Origin of the sequence: Novosphingobium sp. TH158 (assembly GCF_002855555.1) — a bacterium.
Lineage (GTDB): Bacteria > Pseudomonadota > Alphaproteobacteria > Sphingomonadales > Sphingomonadaceae > Novosphingobium.
Genome location: NZ_PKRT01000001.1, coordinates 1,968,940 through 1,985,641 on the forward strand (window position 1 = coordinate 1,968,940; position 16,702 = coordinate 1,985,641).

Here is a 16,702-nt window from a genome sequence, read left to right on the forward strand (position 1 = left end):
CAAGGCGAATGGCCCGAACATTCCTGCCGGCACTGCGCTAAACTGGTTGCAAATGAGACCGGTCTTTCGTAGAACCGCGTAAGATTGCACCACGGGATAGTAATTTTATTTCTCTATCCCGGCGGCTGCACCAGCGCCGCAGGAGAGAGGCATGGCGACAGGTTCCCCCACCCGCAAGTCCGCCAATGGCGGGGCAAAGGCCGATCGCCTGCTGCGCGAAGAACTGGCCCGCCGGCTCGCCCGATCAGTCCTGCCCGGCGACGGGGATTTCACGGCCGAAGCGCTCGATGCCGCGGCCACCTTCCTGCTCGACGCTGCTGACGACCGCCGCCCCGGCCAGCCCGTGATCGCGATCGAATCGGTCACCGGAGCGGCCGCGGACCGCTTCATGCGGGTGGCCGTGATCAATGATGACATGCCCTTCCTCGTGGATTCGATCGCAGCCACCGTGACGGCGCAGGGGCTGGGGATCAACCGGCTGGTCCATCCGGTCCTGGCCGTGCGCCGCGATGCCGAAGGCCACCTCGCGGGACTGCCGGAAGGAGCCGCCGCTGCCGGCGAAAAGCGCGAATCGATGGTCTATCTCGAGACCGGCCGCGCCGATGCCCGCACCCGCCGCGCCCTGCGCGAATCGATTGCCGATACCCTTGCCGACGTGCGCGCCGCCGTGGCTGACTGGCCCAAGATGCAAGCCGCCATGGCAGAGGATGCCGATGGCCTTGGCGATGCCGAAGGTGCCGCCCTGCTCCGCTGGCTGAAGGATGGCATGCTGACCCAGCTGGGCCACGAAACGCGCCACCGCGACGGCAGCCGCAGCCACTCTTTGGGCATTTGCCGCAAGGGCGCGCTGCCTCTTCTGGGAGAGCCGAGCTACAAACGCGCCTTCGAATGGTTCGACAAGGCCCGCAAGGGCGCGCGCGTGCCGCTGGTGATCAAGTCCAACCGGATCAGCACGGTGCACCGCCACGTGCCGCTCGACCTGTTCATCGTGCCGCTTTACGAACAGGGCAAGGTATCTGCGCTCTCGATCCATGCCGGCGTCTGGACCAGTGCCGCCCTGGCCGCGGCGCCCACGCAGGTGCCCCGGATGCGCGCGCAGCTTGCCGAGCTCACGGCCCGGTTCGGCTTCGATCCGTCTGGCCATGCCGGCAAGGCGCTGGTCCATGCCATGACATCGCTGCCGCATGACCTGCTGATCAGCTTCGACGATGCCGACCTCGAACGGGTCTGCACCTCGATGATGAGCCTGATCGATCGGCCGCGCCCGCGCCTCAGCCTCGTCACCGCGCCGCTTGAACGACACCTGTTCGCCTTCGTCTGGCTGCCCCGCGACGCCATGTCCACGGCCACGCGACTGCAGGTCCAGTCGATGCTGACCCATGCCGCCGACGGCCCGGTGCTGGACTGGAGCCTTGAGGTCGAAGGGGGCAACCTCGCCCTGCTGCAATTCGTCATCGACATCCGCGAGGGTGCCGCAATCCCGGATGAAACCGCACTCGACGCGCAGTTGAAAGCCATGCTGCGCGGCTGGGGCGATGCCGTGGAAGCGGAGCTTGCCCGGTTCGACGATGCCGGCCGGGCCGCCGCCATTGCCGCGCGCTATGCCGAGGCATTTCCGCTGGCCTATCGCGCCACCCACGGCGCCGCGGAGGCCGCGAACGACATCGCCCGCCTGCGCCACCTTGCCGCCGACGAGGGCGAAGCCGCCCCCCGCCGCGGCGTGCGTCTTTATGCCGGCACCGCAGATGCCGCCGGACACCTGCGGCTGAAGCTTTACCAGCGCAGCGGCGCCATTGCCCTGTCCGATGCCGTGCCGGCGCTGGAGAACTTCGGCTTCCGGGTGATCGAGGACGTGCCGACCACCCTGAAGCTGCGTGAAGAGCACCTGGGCGCGATCCACGATTTCCTGCTTGCCCTTCCCGCTGGCCAGGACGCCGCGGAGGTTCTCGCCCATGCACCGGTAATCGAGGACGCGCTTGCCGCCGTGCTGAATGGCGCGGGCGAGGATGACGGGTTCAACCGGCTGATCGCAGCCCTGCGGCTCTCCGCGCGCGAAGCGAACTGGCTGCGCGCCTGGTATCGCTACCTGCGACAGGCGGGGATGAACTTTGGGGTGCCGACCGTGGTCGACGCCCTGCAAAATGCCCCTGCCGTGACGCTGGCCGTGCTCGACCTGTTCCGCGCGCTCCACGATCCCGCCTTTGCCGGTGACCGCACCGGCACAGCAGACCAGGCGCAGGAGGCCATAAAAACCGGGCTTGCCGGGGTCTCGGCAATCAACGACGACCGCCTCCTTCGCGCCTATCGCGCGCTGGTTCTGGCGATGCTGCGGACCAACGCCTTTGCTCCGGCAGGCGCTGCGGCGCTCGCATTCAAGCTTGATTCCGCGCAGGTTCCCGGCCTGCCCAAGCCGCTGCCCTGGCGCGAGATCTTCGTCTATTCGCGCCGGGTGGAGGGCATCCACCTTCGCGCCGGCCCCGTGGCGCGCGGCGGCCTGCGCTGGTCCGACCGGCGGGATGACTTCCGCACCGAAATCCTCGGCCTGATGAAGGCCCAGCGCGTCAAGAACGCGGTGATCGTGCCGACCGGCGCGAAGGGTGGCTTCTATCCCAAGCAGTTGCCCAATCCCGCGGTTGACCGCGATGGCTGGCTCGCCGAGGGCAAGGAGAGCTACAAGCTGTTCATCCGCACCCTGCTGTCGATCACCGACAATATCGTCGGCAGCAAGGTGGTCCATCCCGCTGGCGTGGTGATCCGCGATGGCGAGGATCCCTATTTCGTCGTCGCGGCGGACAAGGGCACGGCCACGTTTTCCGACACCGCCAATGCCCTCGCCGAAGAGGCCGACTTCTGGCTGGATGATGCCTTCGCCAGCGGCGGCTCCAAGGGCTATGACCACAAGGCCATGGGCATCACCGCACGCGGCGCCTGGCTTTCGGTTCGCCGCCACTTCCTGGAAATGGGCGTGGACGTGCAGAGCGAACCGGTGCGCGTCGCCGGCTGCGGCGACATGTCGGGCGATGTCTTCGGCAACGGCATGCTGCTGTCGAAGGCGATCAAGCTGGTCGCCGCCTTTGACCACCGCCACATCTTCCTCGATCCCGATCCCGATCCGGCAAGGAGCCACGCCGAGCGTGCGCGCCTGTTCGCACTGCCGCGATCGAGCTGGGACGATTACGACAAGACCCTGATCAGCGCGGGCGGCGGCGTCTTCCCGCGCAGCGCCAAGGAAGTGCCGCTATCCGCCCCGGTGCGAGCCATGCTTGGCACCGATGCCGAGGTTATGGACCCGGAAAGCCTGATTTCGGCAATCCTGAAAAGCCCGGTGGACCTGCTGTGGTTCGGCGGCATCGGCACTTATGTGAAGAGCAGTGCCGAAAACAACGCGACTGTCGGCGATCCGGGCAACGATGCCCTTCGCGTCGATGCCCGGGATATCGGCGCGCGAGTGATCGGCGAGGGTGCGAACCTGGGCTGCACCCAGGCGGGCCGCATCGAGTTTGCCCTTTCTGGAGGCCGGATCAACACCGACTTCATCGACAATTCCGCTGGCGTCGATTGCTCCGATAACGAGGTGAACATCAAGATCGCCCTCGCCTCGGCCAAGCGCGCCGGGCGGTTGAACGAGGCCGCGCGCGTCAAGCTGCTGGCCGGCATGACCGATGCCGTGGCGCACCTGGTGCTAGAGGACAACCGGCTCCAGGCCCTGGGCCTTTCCATCGCTGAAGCCGGTGGGGCTGCGGCGACGGGGTCTTACCTGCGCCTGATGGAAATGCTTGAGGAGCGCGGCCAGCTTGACCGTCGCACCGAAGGCCTTGCCGACAATGACAGCTACAAGCGCCGTGCGGCAGAGGGCCAGGGCCTGTCCCGTCCCGAACTTGCCGTGCTGCTGTCCAGCGCCAAGCTTGCCTTGCAGGATTCGCTGGAACATTCGCAACTGCCCGACGATCCGGGGCTCGACGCGGAACTGCTTGCCGCCTTCCCCGAGGATATGCGCACCAAGTTCCGCAAGGACATCCTTGGCCACCGGCTGCGTCGCGAGATCATCGCCACCAAGCTGGCCAACCGCATGGTCAACCGCATCGGCATGATCCACCCCTTCGAACTGGTCGAGGAAGAAGGCGGCGGACTGGCGCAGGTGGCGGCGGCGTTCCTGGTTGCCGAAAAGCTGTTCGGCATGGATGCCGTCTGGCAGCAGCTGGAAAGCGCCACCATGCCCGAGGGCGCTCGCCTGGTCGCCTTCCGGCGCGCATCCTCCGCGCTGCGCAGCCATATGGCAGACCTTCTGCGCGCAGGGGTGAGCGACCGTCTGCCCAGCAAGGCCCTTGCAGAACTGGCACCCGGCGTCTCGGCGCTGGATGCCCAGCTATCGGCGCTGCTGGCCGGCGAGGCGCGCACCGAATCGAGCCGGTTCCTGGCCGACCTGACGGGTGCGGGCGTACCCGGCGGCGAAGCGGCCATGGTGGCGCGCCTGCACGATCTTGACGGTTCGGTCGGACTGGCCCGCTTGGCGCGTGACCTTGCCATCGATGCCGGCGAGCTGACCCGCGCATTCTCCGATCTTGGCGCGCGCCTCGGTCTCGACTGGGCGCAGCAGGCTGCCAGCCGCCTGCGCCCGAGCGATTCGTGGGAGCGCCTGCTCGTTGCCGGTCTGGCGCGCGATTTCCAGCACATGCGGCTCGATTTTCTGCGGCGCCTGTGCACCCGCAAGGGCTGCGATCCGATTGCCGTCGTCGCCACCTGGGCGGCTGACCAGGCCACCGCGATCCGCCAGTTCCGCGCGATGGTGACCCGCGCCCAGGCCGCAATTCCCACCGCGCCGGCCATGCTGGCGCAAATTGCGGGACAGGCGAGGAACCTGCTGGGGCGCTAACGCGCCTCAGGCCGCCGTTTCGGTTTCGGGCGCCTCGATCCGGCTGGCGAGCAGCTTGTCGATCTTGCGCCCGTCCATGTCGACAATCTCGATCCGCCAGCCCTGGTCGGTGAAGTACTCACCTTCATGCGGCAAGTGCTTGAGCAGCGAGAGCACCCAGCCCGCGGCGGTGGCAAAATCGCGATCCTCACTGATCTCGATGTCGAGCAGCGAGGCCAGCGAATCAACCGGCAACGAACCGGCAAGCAGCATCGAGCCATCCTCGCGCATGACAACCATGGGTTCGTCGCCCTCGTCCTGGTGGCTGGCGAAGTTGCCGACGATGGCATCGAGCAGGTCGGCAGGCGTAACCACGCCTTCAAGATGCCCGTATTCGTCATGCACCATGGCCATCGACACGCCGGATTGTTGCAGCATCCGCAGTGCGTCCATGGCGTCCAGCTGGTCCGGCACGATTTCCGCCTTCTTCATCAGGCGGCCGATCTGCACGCGCTTTCCGGCAAGCAGCACGCGCTGCACGTCCTTCACCTTAACCACGCCGCAGACGTTATCGGGCGCGCCATCGACAACCGGCCACAGCGAATGCGGCGAGGATTTGAGCAGGGCGCGGATATCGTCCTCGCTGGCGCGACGGTCGATCGCGTCGATCTCGTTGCGCGGGGTCATCAGCTCGCGCACCGGGCGATCGGCCAGCCGCATGATCCCCGTCATGATCTGGCGCTCTTCCTCCTCGATCACGCCCGAGCGCGTCGCCTCTGCGAAGATCATGTGGATCTCTTCGGCCGTAACCTCGCTTTCGCCCGAACGGGTTACGCCCAGCAGGCGAAGCAGCAGGCCAGAACTGCGATCGAGCAGCCAGACCAACGGCGCGGTGATCCGCGCCACCAGCGCCATCGGCAGGGCGGCCAGCGTGGCGATCCCTTCGGCATGGCGCAGCGCGACCTGCTTGGGCACCAGCTCGCCGATCACGAGGCTGAGATAGGTTGTCATGGCGATGACGACCGCGAAACCGGCATCATCGGCAAAACGCACTGGAACGCCCCAGGCGGCGAGCCGCTCGCCTGTCGGCCCTCCAAGGCTCGCCCCCGAATAGGCACCCGCAATGATGCCGACGAGCGTGATGCCGATCTGCACGGTTGAAAGGAACTTGCCGGGATCGGCCGCCAGCGCCAGCGCGCAAACTGCACCCTTGCTGCCGCGTTCGGCCGCCACCTTCAGCCGCGCCGGTCGCGCCGAAACGATGGCCAGTTCACTCATCGAGAACAGCCCGTTGAGCACGATCAGCGCAAGGATGACGGCTACATCTGACCAGGGAAATGGTGTCACGACACTTCGTCTATCAGGGATTGTCCTGTGCCGCCAGTTGCTCTGCCCGGTCGGCAAGGCGTTGGACGGCGGCAGCATGTATTGCGGGGGCCGTCACCAGCACCCCGAAAGCGCGCGGATCGCGCTTGTTGTAGTTCAGCGGCTGGCCGAAGGCATCGGTGACAGCCGCCCCCGCCTCGCGCGCGATCAGGGCTGCGGCGGCAATGTCCCACTCCCAGCCCCAGCGCAGGGTAGCGAGCAGGTCTGCCTCGTCCGCCGCAACCATGGCGATGCGCAGGGCGATCGAATTGGGCTTGTCGACCAGTGTCAGGTCACGATCCACCCTGGCAAGGTGATCGGCAGGAACACGCGCCCCCGGCAGGTCCTGCCGCGTACTGCCAGACAGGCACTCGCCATTGCGCCACGAGCCCTGCCCCGCCTCGCCGTGCCAGAACTCGCCGCGTGCCGGGGCATGGAGCATGCCGAACAGTGGTCGCCCGGCGCTGACGAGCGCCACCGATACTGCCCAGCCGGTCCGGCCGCGGATGAAATCGCGTGTGCCGTCGATGGGATCGACCAGCCAGATGAGCCCGCCATCGAGCCGCGCCGGGGCATCGGCGGTTTCCTCCGAAAGCCAGCCGGCGGCCGGCAGCAGTGCCCCCAATTCGCGCTTCAGGAAGGTGTCGACGGCAATATCCGCAGCAGACACGGGGCTGCCCGGCGTCTTCTCCCAGACCTCGGGCGCGTGCCCACCACCCGGCCACATGTCGAAGGCCATGCGACCGGCCTCACGCACGATCGATTCGAGACGTTCCCGGTCGATCATCGGCCCTTCGCTCGCACGATTTCCGGCTTTGTTAAGAATGACTCGCAACTGGCGTTCATATTTCCACCCTGAGCCCGGTTCAGGCCCTTTTCAAGCCTGCATAACCGCCCTATGCGGCGGCGCACAAATCCTCTGTCCTCCCCAATTTCGGAAAGAGCGCCCGATGAACATCCACGAATACCAGGCCAAGGAACTGCTGGCGAAATTCGGCATCGCCATCCCCAAGGGCATTGCGGCGCTCAGCGTCGAGGAAGCGGTTGCCGCCGCAAAGCAGCTGCCCGGACCGCTCTATGTGGTCAAGAGCCAGATCCACGCCGGCGGCCGCGGCAAGGGCAAGTTCAAGGAACTGCCGGCCGAAGCCAAGGGCGGTGTCCGCCTCGCCAAGTCGATCGAGGAAGTCGAAGCCCACGCCAAGGACATGCTCGGCAACACGCTGGTCACCATCCAGACGGGCGATGCCGGCAAGCAGGTGAACCGCCTCTACATCACTGACGGCGTCGACATCGGCAAGGAATACTACCTGTCGATGCTCGTCGATCGCGCCACCGGCCGCGTCGCCATGATCGCCTCCACCGAAGGCGGCATGAGCATCGAGGACGTTGCCCACGAAACGCCCGAGAAGATCACCACGATCACTATCGATCCAGCCCAGGGCTTCATGCCTCACCACGGCCGCGCACTGGCGTTCGGCCTTAAGCTGAAGGGCGATCTCAACAAGCAGGCCCAGGTTCTCGGCAAGCAGCTTTACGACGCCTTCATGGCGCTCGACTGCTCGATGATCGAAATCAACCCGCTGGCGGAATCGAATGGCCAGCTGCTGGTGCTCGACACCAAGATGAGCTTCGATTCGAACGCGCTCTACCGCCATCCCGACGTCTTCGCCCTGCGCGACGAGACCGAGGAAGACCCGGCCGAGATCGAAGCGTCGAAGTACGACCTCGCCTACATCAAGCTCGATGGCGACATCGGCTGCATGGTCAACGGCGCGGGCCTTGCCATGGCGACGATGGACATCATCAAGCTGAACGGCATGTTCCCGGCGAACTTCCTTGACGTGGGCGGCGGCGCCACCACCGAAAAGGTCACCGCTGCGTTCAAGATCATCCTGGCCGATCCGGCGGTGAAGGGCATCCTGGTCAACATCTTCGGTGGCATCATGAAGTGCGACACGATCGCCGAAGGCATCGTCACCGCAGCCAAGGAAGTGAACCTCTCGGTGCCGCTCGTCGTCCGCCTCGAAGGCACCAACGTCGATCTCGGCAAGCAGATCCTCGAAGGTTCGGGCCTGCCGATCGTTTCGGCCAGCGACCTGGGCGATGCTGCCCGCAAGATCGTTGCCGAAGTGAAGAAGGCCGCCTGACACCGCATCGCCCCGGTGCACATCGTGGCACCGGGGATGACGGGGGCTTGACCTCGTTCGCAACTGCGGCAAAGGCGAATCGCAGAATTTAATCGAGCGACTAAATTCTCCCATCGAGGAAGGACCAAGCGCATGAAGATCCTTGTCCCGGTTAAGCGGGTGATCGACTACAACGTGAAGCCGCGCGTCAAGGCGGACGGCACGGGTGTGGACCTGGCCAACGTCAAGATGAGCATGAACCCCTTCGACGAAATCGCCGTCGAGGAAGCCATCCGCCTGAAGGAAAAGGGCGTGGCGACAGAGATCGTCGCCGTTTCCGTCGGACCGGCCAAGGCGCAGGAAACGCTGCGTACCGCTCTCGCCATGGGCGCCGACCGCGCGATCCTGGTGCAGACCGATGACGAGGTAGAGCCGCTCGCAGTTGCCAAGATCCTCAAGGCCATTGCCGAGGAAGAAGCCCCGGGCCTGATCGTGCTGGGCAAGCAGGCCATCGACGATGACTGCAACCAGACCGGCCAGATGCTCGCCGCTCTGATGGGTCGTCCGCAGGGCACCTTCGCTTCCGCGGTTGCCGTGGAAGGCGACAGCGTCACCGTGACGCGCGAAGTCGATGGCGGCCTCGAAACCGTGAAGCTGGCCATGCCGGCGATCGTCACCACCGACCTGCGCCTGAACGAGCCGCGTTATGCTTCGCTGCCCAACATCATGAAGGCCAAGTCCAAGCCGCTCGCAACCAAGGCCCCGGCAGACTACGGCGTTGAAACCGCGCCGCGCCTCAAGACCCTGAAGGTCTCGGAGCCGCCGGTCCGCCAGGCCGGCATCAAGGTGGCCGACGTGGACGCCCTCGTCGCCAAGCTCAAGGAACTGGGAGTCGCCTAATGGCCAACGTTCTCGTACTCGTCGAACACGACAACGGTAGCGTCAAGGACGCGACCCTCGCCGCCGTCACCGCTGCCGCGCAGCTGGGTGAAGTCACCGCCCTTGTCGCCGGTTCGGCCTGCGACGGCGCCGCTGCTGCCGCCGCGCAGATCGCCGGCGTCGCCAAGGTGCTCAAGGCCGATGACGCTGCCTATGCCAACGCGCTGGCTGAGAACGTCGCGCCGCTGGCTGCCGGCCTGATGGCGAACTTCGACGCCTTCGTCGCGCCCGCCACGTCGAACGGCAAGAACATTGCCCCGCGTGTCGCCGCGCTGCTCGATGTCATGCAGATCAGCGACATCCTCTCGGTCGAAGGCCCCAAGACCTTCACCCGCCCGACCTATGCCGGCAATGCCATCGCCACGGTCGAATCGAGCGATGCCAAGCTGGTGATCACCGTGCGCGGCACCGCCTTCGCCAAGGCTCCAGCAACCGGCGGATCGGCTGCGGTCGAAGCCGTTTCGGGTTCGGGCGATGCCGGCCTCTCCAGCTTCGTCGGTGCTGAAATCGCCAAGAGCGAGCGCCCCGAACTGACCAGCGCCAAGATCATCGTCTCGGGCGGTCGCGCGCTGAAGGACGGGCCGACGTTCGAAGCCACGATCTTCCCGCTCGCCGACAAGCTCGGCGCTGCTGTCGGCGCATCGCGCGCCGCGGTCGATGCGGGTTATGTGCCGAACGATTACCAGGTTGGCCAGACCGGCAAGATCGTCGCGCCGGAAGTCTACATCGCAGTCGGCATCTCGGGTGCGATCCAGCACCTCGCCGGCATGAAGGACTCCAAGACCATCGTCGCCATCAACAAGGACGAGGATGCGCCGATCTTCCAGGTCGCCGATATCGGCCTCGTGGCAGACCTGTTCAGCGCCGTGCCGGAACTGACCGGCAAGCTCTGAACCTGCCGGACGCAGCAAACACCAAAGCCCCGGGGGGAAACCTCCGGGGCTTTTGCTTTGCCCTCAGGTCCGGCTTTCGGCCAGCCGCAGCGTGCGATCGCTCGGTGCGACCAGCCACAGGATGCCCCGGCGCAGCGGCCCCTCCATGCGCACGATGCCCAAGGATAGCAGGCAAAGCCCCGGAAGCACGAGCGCCAAGGCCAGCCACGGATCGCCGATCATCAACATGATCTCCCGTCCGGCGGCAAAGTGGACGAGGTAGAGCGGATAGGTTGCCAGGCCCAGCTGCCGCACTGATCCGGCCCAATGGCCCAGGCGGGCGTGGATGCGATCGTTCCTGTTCACGGCGGTGAACAAGGCAACCATGATCACAAGCCAGGCGATTATCGGACTGGCGCTCAACTCGGTCCCACTCTCCAATGCCACTGAACGCGCATGGGCGACGAGCTCGACGAGGCAGCCCGGCAGGCTCACCAGGGCCAGCGCCATGCGCGACCGCGACCAGCCGCCCCGCCTGACGGCTGACCACAGAGCGATGCCAAGGGCAAAGAAGCTGCCGAACTCCAAGAGCAGCAGTTGCGACCAGAGCCCCAGGAATTGATCGAAATGGACATCGAATAGCAGCAGCGCCAGCACACGCAGGCCCCAGAAGGCCGAAGAAAGGAGGGCCAGAATCCAACCGAGGAAGTGTATCTTGTCGGCCCCGGCAAATCTCATGAGGAAATAGACCCAAGCGTAGAACACCATTTCCACGACGATGGTCCAGTATACGCCGTCGATCCACGGCCCGGCAGGACTGAGCAGCATGGATCCCACCCACCCGGTCCAGTCAGGCTTGCCGTTCCACAAGAGCACAGCGAGGGTCACGGTGGCGCATATCCAGGCGGCAGGGTACAGCCTTGTCGCACGACCGATAAGGAAGTCTCTGGGCAACCGGCCCTGAGCGGACAGGGCGATCACGAAGCCGGAGATGACGAAAAATATCTCGACGCCTACCCAACCGAAATCCACCAGGGGCACAACAGGTTCAAAAGCCGCGTGGTAGAGCCCTGATCCTCCATGTTTTGGCAGCCAGGCAAAGTAGGCAAGATGATAGAACATCACCATTGCAGCAGCACAAAAACGAATCAGGTCGAGGCCGAGAAAACTTTTCCGCATAACCATCCAGCGAATTCCATTGAATCCGCTGCTGGGCCTGCAGAAAACACTCGTAAATACGTGGACTTACGTGGTCACGGCGCTTTACACCATCGCCGGAAGCTCATGTGCGGCAGCCTGAGCGCTCGTAGAGGCGCAGGTAATGGCCATCAGGGTCCTGGTGACGATGGTATTCGACGAAACCGAGCGAGGCCGCGACGCGCTCGCTGGCCGTGTTGCCTTCCTCGATCATGCAGGCCACCCGTGGTGCACCGTGGGTTGCATCGAACCAGTCGAGCGCACAGCGCATGACTTCACCGGCAACACCCCGGCCCCACCAATCCTTGCGGACGATCCAGCCGCCTTCCGCCACGTCGTCGAGGCCCGGAAGGCCGCGCCAGGTGTGAAACACGCCGCAATTGGCGATCAGTTCCGTCTCGCCGCGTGGCCGAACCGCAAAGGTTCCATAGCCATAGAGGCTCCAGCACCCCGCGTTCTTCAGGAGCCTTCCAAAGCTGTCAGTCCGGTCGGCAACTGCACCCCCGAGGAAGCGGCGCGTCTCTTCGTCCTCCGTCAGCCGATAGAGCCCTTCGAGATCCTCTGCTTGCGGAAGCCATAGCTCGAACCGCTCGGTCGTCAGCAGCGGCGCAGTCACAACAGGACATCCACGGCATGCAGTGTCACCCCGACCAGACCGCCGACCAGCGTTCCGTTGATGCGGATGAACTGCAGGTCGCGGCCGACTGCCCCCTCGATGCGCTCGGTAACGGTTACTGCATCCCACCGCTTCACGGTTTCCGAAACGAGGCGGACGATCTGGTCGCCATAGCGCTGGGCGATCCCCACCAGCGTGCGGCGGGCAAAGCGGTTGATCTGCATCTGCAGCGCGGGATCATCGCGCAGGTTTGCGCCCAGTTCCGCCAGAGCCTCGGCAACCTGCCCGCCCATGGCCGGTTCCGGCGAGCGCAGGCGGGCGATGAGGCCGGTGCGCAACCGCTCCCAGACGCCTTGCCACCAGCTGGCCAGCGCAGGATTGGCGAGGATCTCGTGCTTGAGCCCTTCCACCTTCGCCTGCATGTCGGGATCGTGCCGCAGGTCATGCGCCAGGCTGGCCAGCCCCTCCTCGATCTTGCCGCGCAGGGGATGGTTCGGATCGACAACGACCTCTGCCAGCATCTTGTAGATGCCGTCGATCACCGAATTGGCCAGCTTCTCGTCCAACCCGGTCCAGCGCAGCACGGCATTGGCCCGGCGGTGGATCATGGCCCGGACCAGCTCCTCGTTGTCCTCCAGCGTCAGCCCGGCCCAGCGAACCAGCGAATCGATCACCGGCAGGTGGCGGCGGTCGGCAATTGCCGCCTCGACGAGATTGCCCAGCAAGGGTGACAGCTCAAGCTTGCCCAGCTGCCGGACAAGGCCGCCGCGGACCTGCGTACCGAGCCGTTCCGGGTCGAGCGATTCGAGCACCTGGGCGAGCAGTTCTGCCGCCCCGGCACGAACGCGGCTGCCTGATACGCCCTCGGGTGCGGTCAGCCAGTTTCCTGCCGCCTCGGCAATGTTCATCCCGCGCAGCCGCCGTGCCACGACCTGGGGGGTGAGGAAGTTATCGCGCAGGAACACCGCCATGGTTTCGGCGATGCGATCCTTGTTTTCCGGGATGATCGCGGTGTGCGGTATCGGCAGGCCCAGCGGGCGGCGGAATAGCGCCGTTACAGCGAACCAGTCTGCCAAGCCGCCAACCATTGCTGCCTCGCTGAAGGCAAGCACCCAGGGCCAGGCCGGGTGCGGCCAAGCGGCTTCGGGACCAACCTGGCTGCGCGCGAGGAAGAACAGCCCCGCCATCGCGATGAGCAGCCCGGTCGCGACCAGCCGCATCCGGCGCGCCTTGTCGGCGCCGCTGCGGGCCGGTTCGGGCGCGGGACTGCTCACTCGGCGGCGAGCGCTTTCGGCGGCAGATCGGGCACGGCCGCCGGATAATTCGCGCGGTGCTCATCTTCCGGCTGGTAGGTCAGGAACTTCTTGCGAAGCATCGGCCCAACGCGCTTTTCGAAACCGTCTGCGAGGCTGAACCCGGCGGGCACGATGACCAGCGTCAGAAGCGTCGACAGCACTAGGCCGCCGATCACCACCGTACCCATCGGCGCGCGCCAGGCACCGTCACCCGAAATCGAAATGGCCGTAGGCACCATGCCTGCCGTCATGGCGACGGTGGTCATGATGATCGGCTGGGCGCGCTTGTGGCCCGCCTCGATGATCGCGGAGAACTTGTCCGCGCCCTTGGACATTTCCTCGATCGCGAAATCGACCAGAAGGATCGAGTTTTTCGCAACGATGCCGAAGAGCATCAGGACGCCGATGAACACCGGCAGCGAGATGGGCTGGCCGGCCAGCAACAGCGCAATCATCCCGCCAAGCGGCGCGAGGAAGAGCGAGCCCATGTTGACCAGCGGAGAAACGAACCGGTGGTACAGCAGGACCAGCACGGCGAAGACGAGGAACACGCCGGCCACCAGCGCCTGGGCAAAGGAGGAGACCATGTCCGCCTGCCAGCGATCCTGACCGAAGGGCGCATTGGACACGCCGGCAGGCAGGTTCTTCATCGTCGGCAGCTTCGCGATCTCGGACATCGCCGCGCCCTTGACCACGCCCTCGGCCAGATCGGCGCCGACGAAGACGCGGCGGTTCTGGTTGTAGCGCTGGATGCTGACCGGGCCCGATCCGATGGTGATTTCGGCGATCGCGGCGAGCGGCACCGAACCGCCGGTCGCCGTGGGTACGGGCAGGTTCTGGATCGACGAGATGTTGCGGCGCGCGTCTTCGGACAGGCGCACGCGGATCGGCACCTGGCGATCATTGAGCGAGAACTTGGCAGCGTTCTGGTCGATATCGCCGATCGTCGCGATGCGGATCGCCTGGCTCAGCGCCTGGGTGGTCACGCCGAGGCTGGCGGCAAGATCGAGGTTCGGCTTGATGATCACTTCAGGCCGGCGCATGTCGGCCGCCACGCGCGGTGCGACAAGACCGGGCACGGTCTTCATTTCTTCGGCCAGCTGGGCCGCAGTCCGCTCAAGCACTTCGGTGTTGGTGCCCGACAGCATGATCTGGATCGGTCGACCGGGGCCACCGGGACCGCTCGGCCCGCTCATGTCCTGGAAGGCCACGCGCGCATCCGGGATTTCCTGAAGCTTGGGCGCCAGGCGGCGCTCGAATTCCTGGCTGGTCAGCTCGCGATCGCGCTTCAGGTTGATGAAGACGCGGGCATTGCCTTCGCGCACGCGCTCGAACGCCGTGGCGACGTTGGGGTCCTGTTCGACGATGGCTGCCACGCGATCGGCCACGGCCTCCGTCTGGGCCAGCGTCGTGCCGGGGACCATCTCGATACCGACCGCGCTGAAATCGCTGTTCACAGTCGGGAAGAACTGGGCCGGCGTCGAAGCGAAAAGGCCCACGGTCATGATCAGCGATCCGGCGCCGACACCCACCATCCAGATGCGATGATCGTTGAGCCGCGCAACGAAGCGCTCGTCCATGTAGCGGTACCAGGCCCGGAATCCGCGTCCGAAAACGGGCATGACCAGGCGCAGGAGCCGATAGAACAGCATCGCAATGACGAGGCCGAGCCCGATGCCGACGAGCAGGCTGAACCATGCGGGGATGACCTTGGACAGCAGCTTGGACATGTTCACGGCCTGGATCGGCAGCGCGACGCCGACACTGAATACCGCAAAGACCAAAAGCGAAGCGACGATCCAGATCGGATAGTAATAGACCCGGGCCGGCTGCTCGACGATGCGGGCGCGCATGGCCTTGGCCTTGCTGTCATCCAGCGTCCAGCGCAGGATATTGAGGTAGCGGTCCATCCACTTACCGCCGGCGTGTTCGGCAATGCCATGCGATTTCAGGAAATAGGCCGCGATCATCGGCGTGATCATGCGTGCGACGGCCAGGCTGAGCAGCACCGAGGTGACGACGGTAAGGCCGAAGCTCTTGAAGAACTGGCCGGGAATGCCGCCCATCAGGCCGACCGGGAGGAACACCGCGACAATCGAGAACGTGGTCGCCACGACGGCAAGGCCGATTTCGTCCGCCGCATCGATTGAGGCCTGGTATGCGCTTTTGCCCATGCGCATATGTCTGACGATATTCTCGATCTCGACGATGGCGTCGTCGACCAGCACGCCGGCTACGAGGCCCAGCGCCAGCAGCGACAGGCTGTTGAGCGAGAACCCGAACCAGGAATAGAGGAACCAGAAGGTCGGGATGGCCGACAGCGGGATGGCGATGGCCGAAATCACCGTCGCGCGCCAGTCACGCAGGAAGAAGAACACCACGATGACGGCGAGGATTGCGCCTTCGACCATGGCGGCGATCGAGCTGTCATACTGGCCGCGGGTATAGTCCACCGAGGAGAACAGGCGCGAGAAGCGCAGGCCCGGGTTCTCCTTCTGGATCTTTTCCAGTTCCTTGACCGTCTCGTCATAGACGGCAACGTCCGAGGCACCCTTGGCGCGGGTAATTTCGAAGGTGACGGCAGATTTGCCCTTCACCTTGCCCAGCGAAGTGACTTCGGCATAGCTGTCACGCACGTCGGCGAAGTCGGCCAGCTTGACCGTGCGACCTCCGCCCAGCGGCACGTCGGTCTGCGAAAGCTCGTAAGCGGTACGGGCATTGCCCAGCACGCGGACAGACTGGCGCGAACCGGCGATTTCGGCCTTTCCGCCCGCAGCGTTGACGTTGAGCGAACGCAGCGCGCTGTTCACCTGCGTCGCGGTAACGCCCAGCGACTGCATCCGCGCAGGGTCGAGCGTGACGCGGATTTCGCGGTTAACGCCGCCACCGCGATCCACCTGCGCCATGCCGGGGATCGCCAGCAGGCGCTTGGCAACGGTATCGTCGACGAACCACGAAAGCTGCTCAAGCGTCATGTCCTCGGCGGAAACGGCCCAGCCGGCGATTTCGGCACCGCCGCTTTCCATCTTGATGACACGCGGTTCCATGATGCCGTCGGGCAGTTCGCCGCGCGCCTGATCGATGGCGTTGCGCACCTCGTTCACCGCCTCGTCCACATCGATGCCGATCTGGAACATGACGACCGTGGAGCTGTTGCCTTCCGACGCCGTGGAGCTGAGCGTGTCCACGCCCTTGATCGCACGGACCGCAGATTCCACCTTCTGGGTGATCTGCGTCTCGATTTCGGTCGGCGCGGCGCCTGGCTGGCTGATCTGGACCATGACCGCCGGGAATTCGATATCCGGCATGTCGTTGATCTTCATCTGCATGAACGACACGACGCCCAGCAGCATCAGGCCGATGAACAGGATGATCGGCACGACCGGGTTACGGATCGACCAGGCCGAGATATTGCGGAAGTCCATCGCTGCTTCTCGTCC

General features: G+C 65.3%; 10 protein-coding genes. 4 read left to right on the forward strand and 6 right to left on the reverse strand.

Annotation, left to right across the window (positions count from 1 at the left end; all coding sequences use genetic code 11):
• The first annotated feature begins 151 nt into the window (after positions 1-151).
• Positions 152-4,873: an NAD-glutamate dehydrogenase domain-containing protein gene (locus C0V78_RS09730; protein ID WP_101797532.1), complete on the forward strand. Its 4,722-nt coding sequence runs from the start codon at positions 152-154 to the stop codon at positions 4,871-4,873.
• 6 nt (positions 4,874-4,879) lie between these two features.
• Here the strand turns inward: C0V78_RS09730 and C0V78_RS09735 are convergent, their stop codons facing one another.
• Both C0V78_RS09735 and C0V78_RS09740 read right to left on the reverse strand, forming a co-directional pair.
• On the reverse strand, positions 4,880-6,199 hold the full coding sequence (locus tag C0V78_RS09735; RefSeq protein WP_101797533.1) for a hemolysin family protein: 1,320 nt from the start codon (positions 6,197-6,199) through the stop codon (positions 4,880-4,882).
• 13 nt (positions 6,200-6,212) lie between these two features.
• The gene (locus C0V78_RS09740) at positions 6,213-7,004 is read right to left on the reverse strand and encodes a 3'(2'),5'-bisphosphate nucleotidase CysQ (RefSeq protein WP_101797534.1); all 792 of its coding nucleotides are present in this window, start codon (positions 7,002-7,004) and stop codon (positions 6,213-6,215) included.
• Between the two features lie 163 nt (positions 7,005-7,167).
• Here C0V78_RS09740 and sucC point away from each other — a divergent pair, with 163 nt between their 5' ends.
• The 3 genes from sucC (at position 7,168) to C0V78_RS09755 (ending at position 10,175) form a co-directional block, all read left to right on the forward strand.
• Entirely contained in the window at positions 7,168-8,364 is a 1,197-nt protein-coding gene (sucC, locus tag C0V78_RS09745; RefSeq protein ID WP_101797535.1) for an ADP-forming succinate--CoA ligase subunit beta, read from the forward strand.
• 132 nt (positions 8,365-8,496) lie between these two features.
• Positions 8,497-9,243 carry an electron transfer flavoprotein subunit beta/FixA family protein gene (locus tag C0V78_RS09750; protein WP_101797536.1) on the forward strand — a complete coding sequence of 249 codons (747 nt, stop codon included), beginning with the start codon at positions 8,497-8,499 and terminating at the stop codon, positions 9,241-9,243.
• The gene (locus tag C0V78_RS09755) at positions 9,243-10,175 is read left to right on the forward strand and encodes an electron transfer flavoprotein subunit alpha/FixB family protein (protein WP_101797537.1); all 933 of its coding nucleotides are present in this window, start codon (positions 9,243-9,245) and stop codon (positions 10,173-10,175) included. Before C0V78_RS09750 ends, C0V78_RS09755 begins: the two co-directional genes overlap by 1 nt.
• 63 nt (positions 10,176-10,238) lie before the next feature.
• Here the strand turns inward: C0V78_RS09755 and C0V78_RS09760 are convergent, their stop codons facing one another.
• The 4 genes from C0V78_RS09760 to C0V78_RS09775 form a co-directional block, all read right to left on the reverse strand.
• A complete protein-coding gene (locus C0V78_RS09760) occupies positions 10,239-11,339 on the reverse strand; it encodes an acyltransferase (protein ID WP_101797538.1) in 1,101 nt (366 codons plus the stop codon).
• Between the two features lie 97 nt (positions 11,340-11,436).
• Positions 11,437-11,967, reverse strand: a complete 531-nt coding sequence (locus C0V78_RS09765) for a GNAT family N-acetyltransferase (RefSeq protein ID WP_101797539.1) — start codon at positions 11,965-11,967, stop codon at positions 11,437-11,439.
• Positions 11,964-13,187, reverse strand: coding sequence for a DUF445 domain-containing protein (locus tag C0V78_RS09770; protein WP_101798298.1), 1,224 nt, complete (start codon positions 13,185-13,187; stop codon positions 11,964-11,966). The genes C0V78_RS09765 and C0V78_RS09770 overlap by 4 nt, the downstream gene beginning before the upstream one ends.
• A gap of 50 nt (positions 13,188-13,237) precedes the next feature.
• Positions 13,238-16,687, reverse strand: coding sequence for an efflux RND transporter permease subunit (locus C0V78_RS09775; RefSeq protein ID WP_101797540.1), 3,450 nt, complete (start codon positions 16,685-16,687; stop codon positions 13,238-13,240).
• Between the last annotated feature and the right edge of the window lie 15 nt (positions 16,688-16,702).

What these genes read in the sequence shown, in the direction of transcription:
- C0V78_RS09755 (WP_101797537.1), top strand. Translation starts at nt 9,243, where the DNA reads ATGGCCAACGTTCTCGTACTCGTCGAACACGACAACGGTAGCGTCAAG.
- sucC (WP_101797535.1), top strand. Translation starts at nt 7,168, where the DNA reads ATGAACATCCACGAATACCAGGCCAAGGAACTGCTGGCGAAATTCGGC.
- C0V78_RS09750 (WP_101797536.1), top strand. Translation starts at nt 8,497, where the DNA reads ATGAAGATCCTTGTCCCGGTTAAGCGGGTGATCGACTACAACGTGAAG.
- C0V78_RS09775 (WP_101797540.1), bottom strand. Translation starts at nt 16,687, where the DNA reads ATGGACTTCCGCAATATCTCGGCCTGGTCGATCCGTAACCCGGTCGTG.
- C0V78_RS09760 (WP_101797538.1), bottom strand. Translation starts at nt 11,339, where the DNA reads ATGGTTATGCGGAAAAGTTTTCTCGGCCTCGACCTGATTCGTTTTTGT.
- C0V78_RS09740 (WP_101797534.1), bottom strand. Translation starts at nt 7,004, where the DNA reads ATGATCGACCGGGAACGTCTCGAATCGATCGTGCGTGAGGCCGGTCGC.
- C0V78_RS09730 (WP_101797532.1), top strand. Translation starts at nt 152, where the DNA reads ATGGCGACAGGTTCCCCCACCCGCAAGTCCGCCAATGGCGGGGCAAAG.
- C0V78_RS09770 (WP_101798298.1), bottom strand. Translation starts at nt 13,187, where the DNA reads ATGCGGCTGGTCGCGACCGGGCTGCTCATCGCGATGGCGGGGCTGTTC.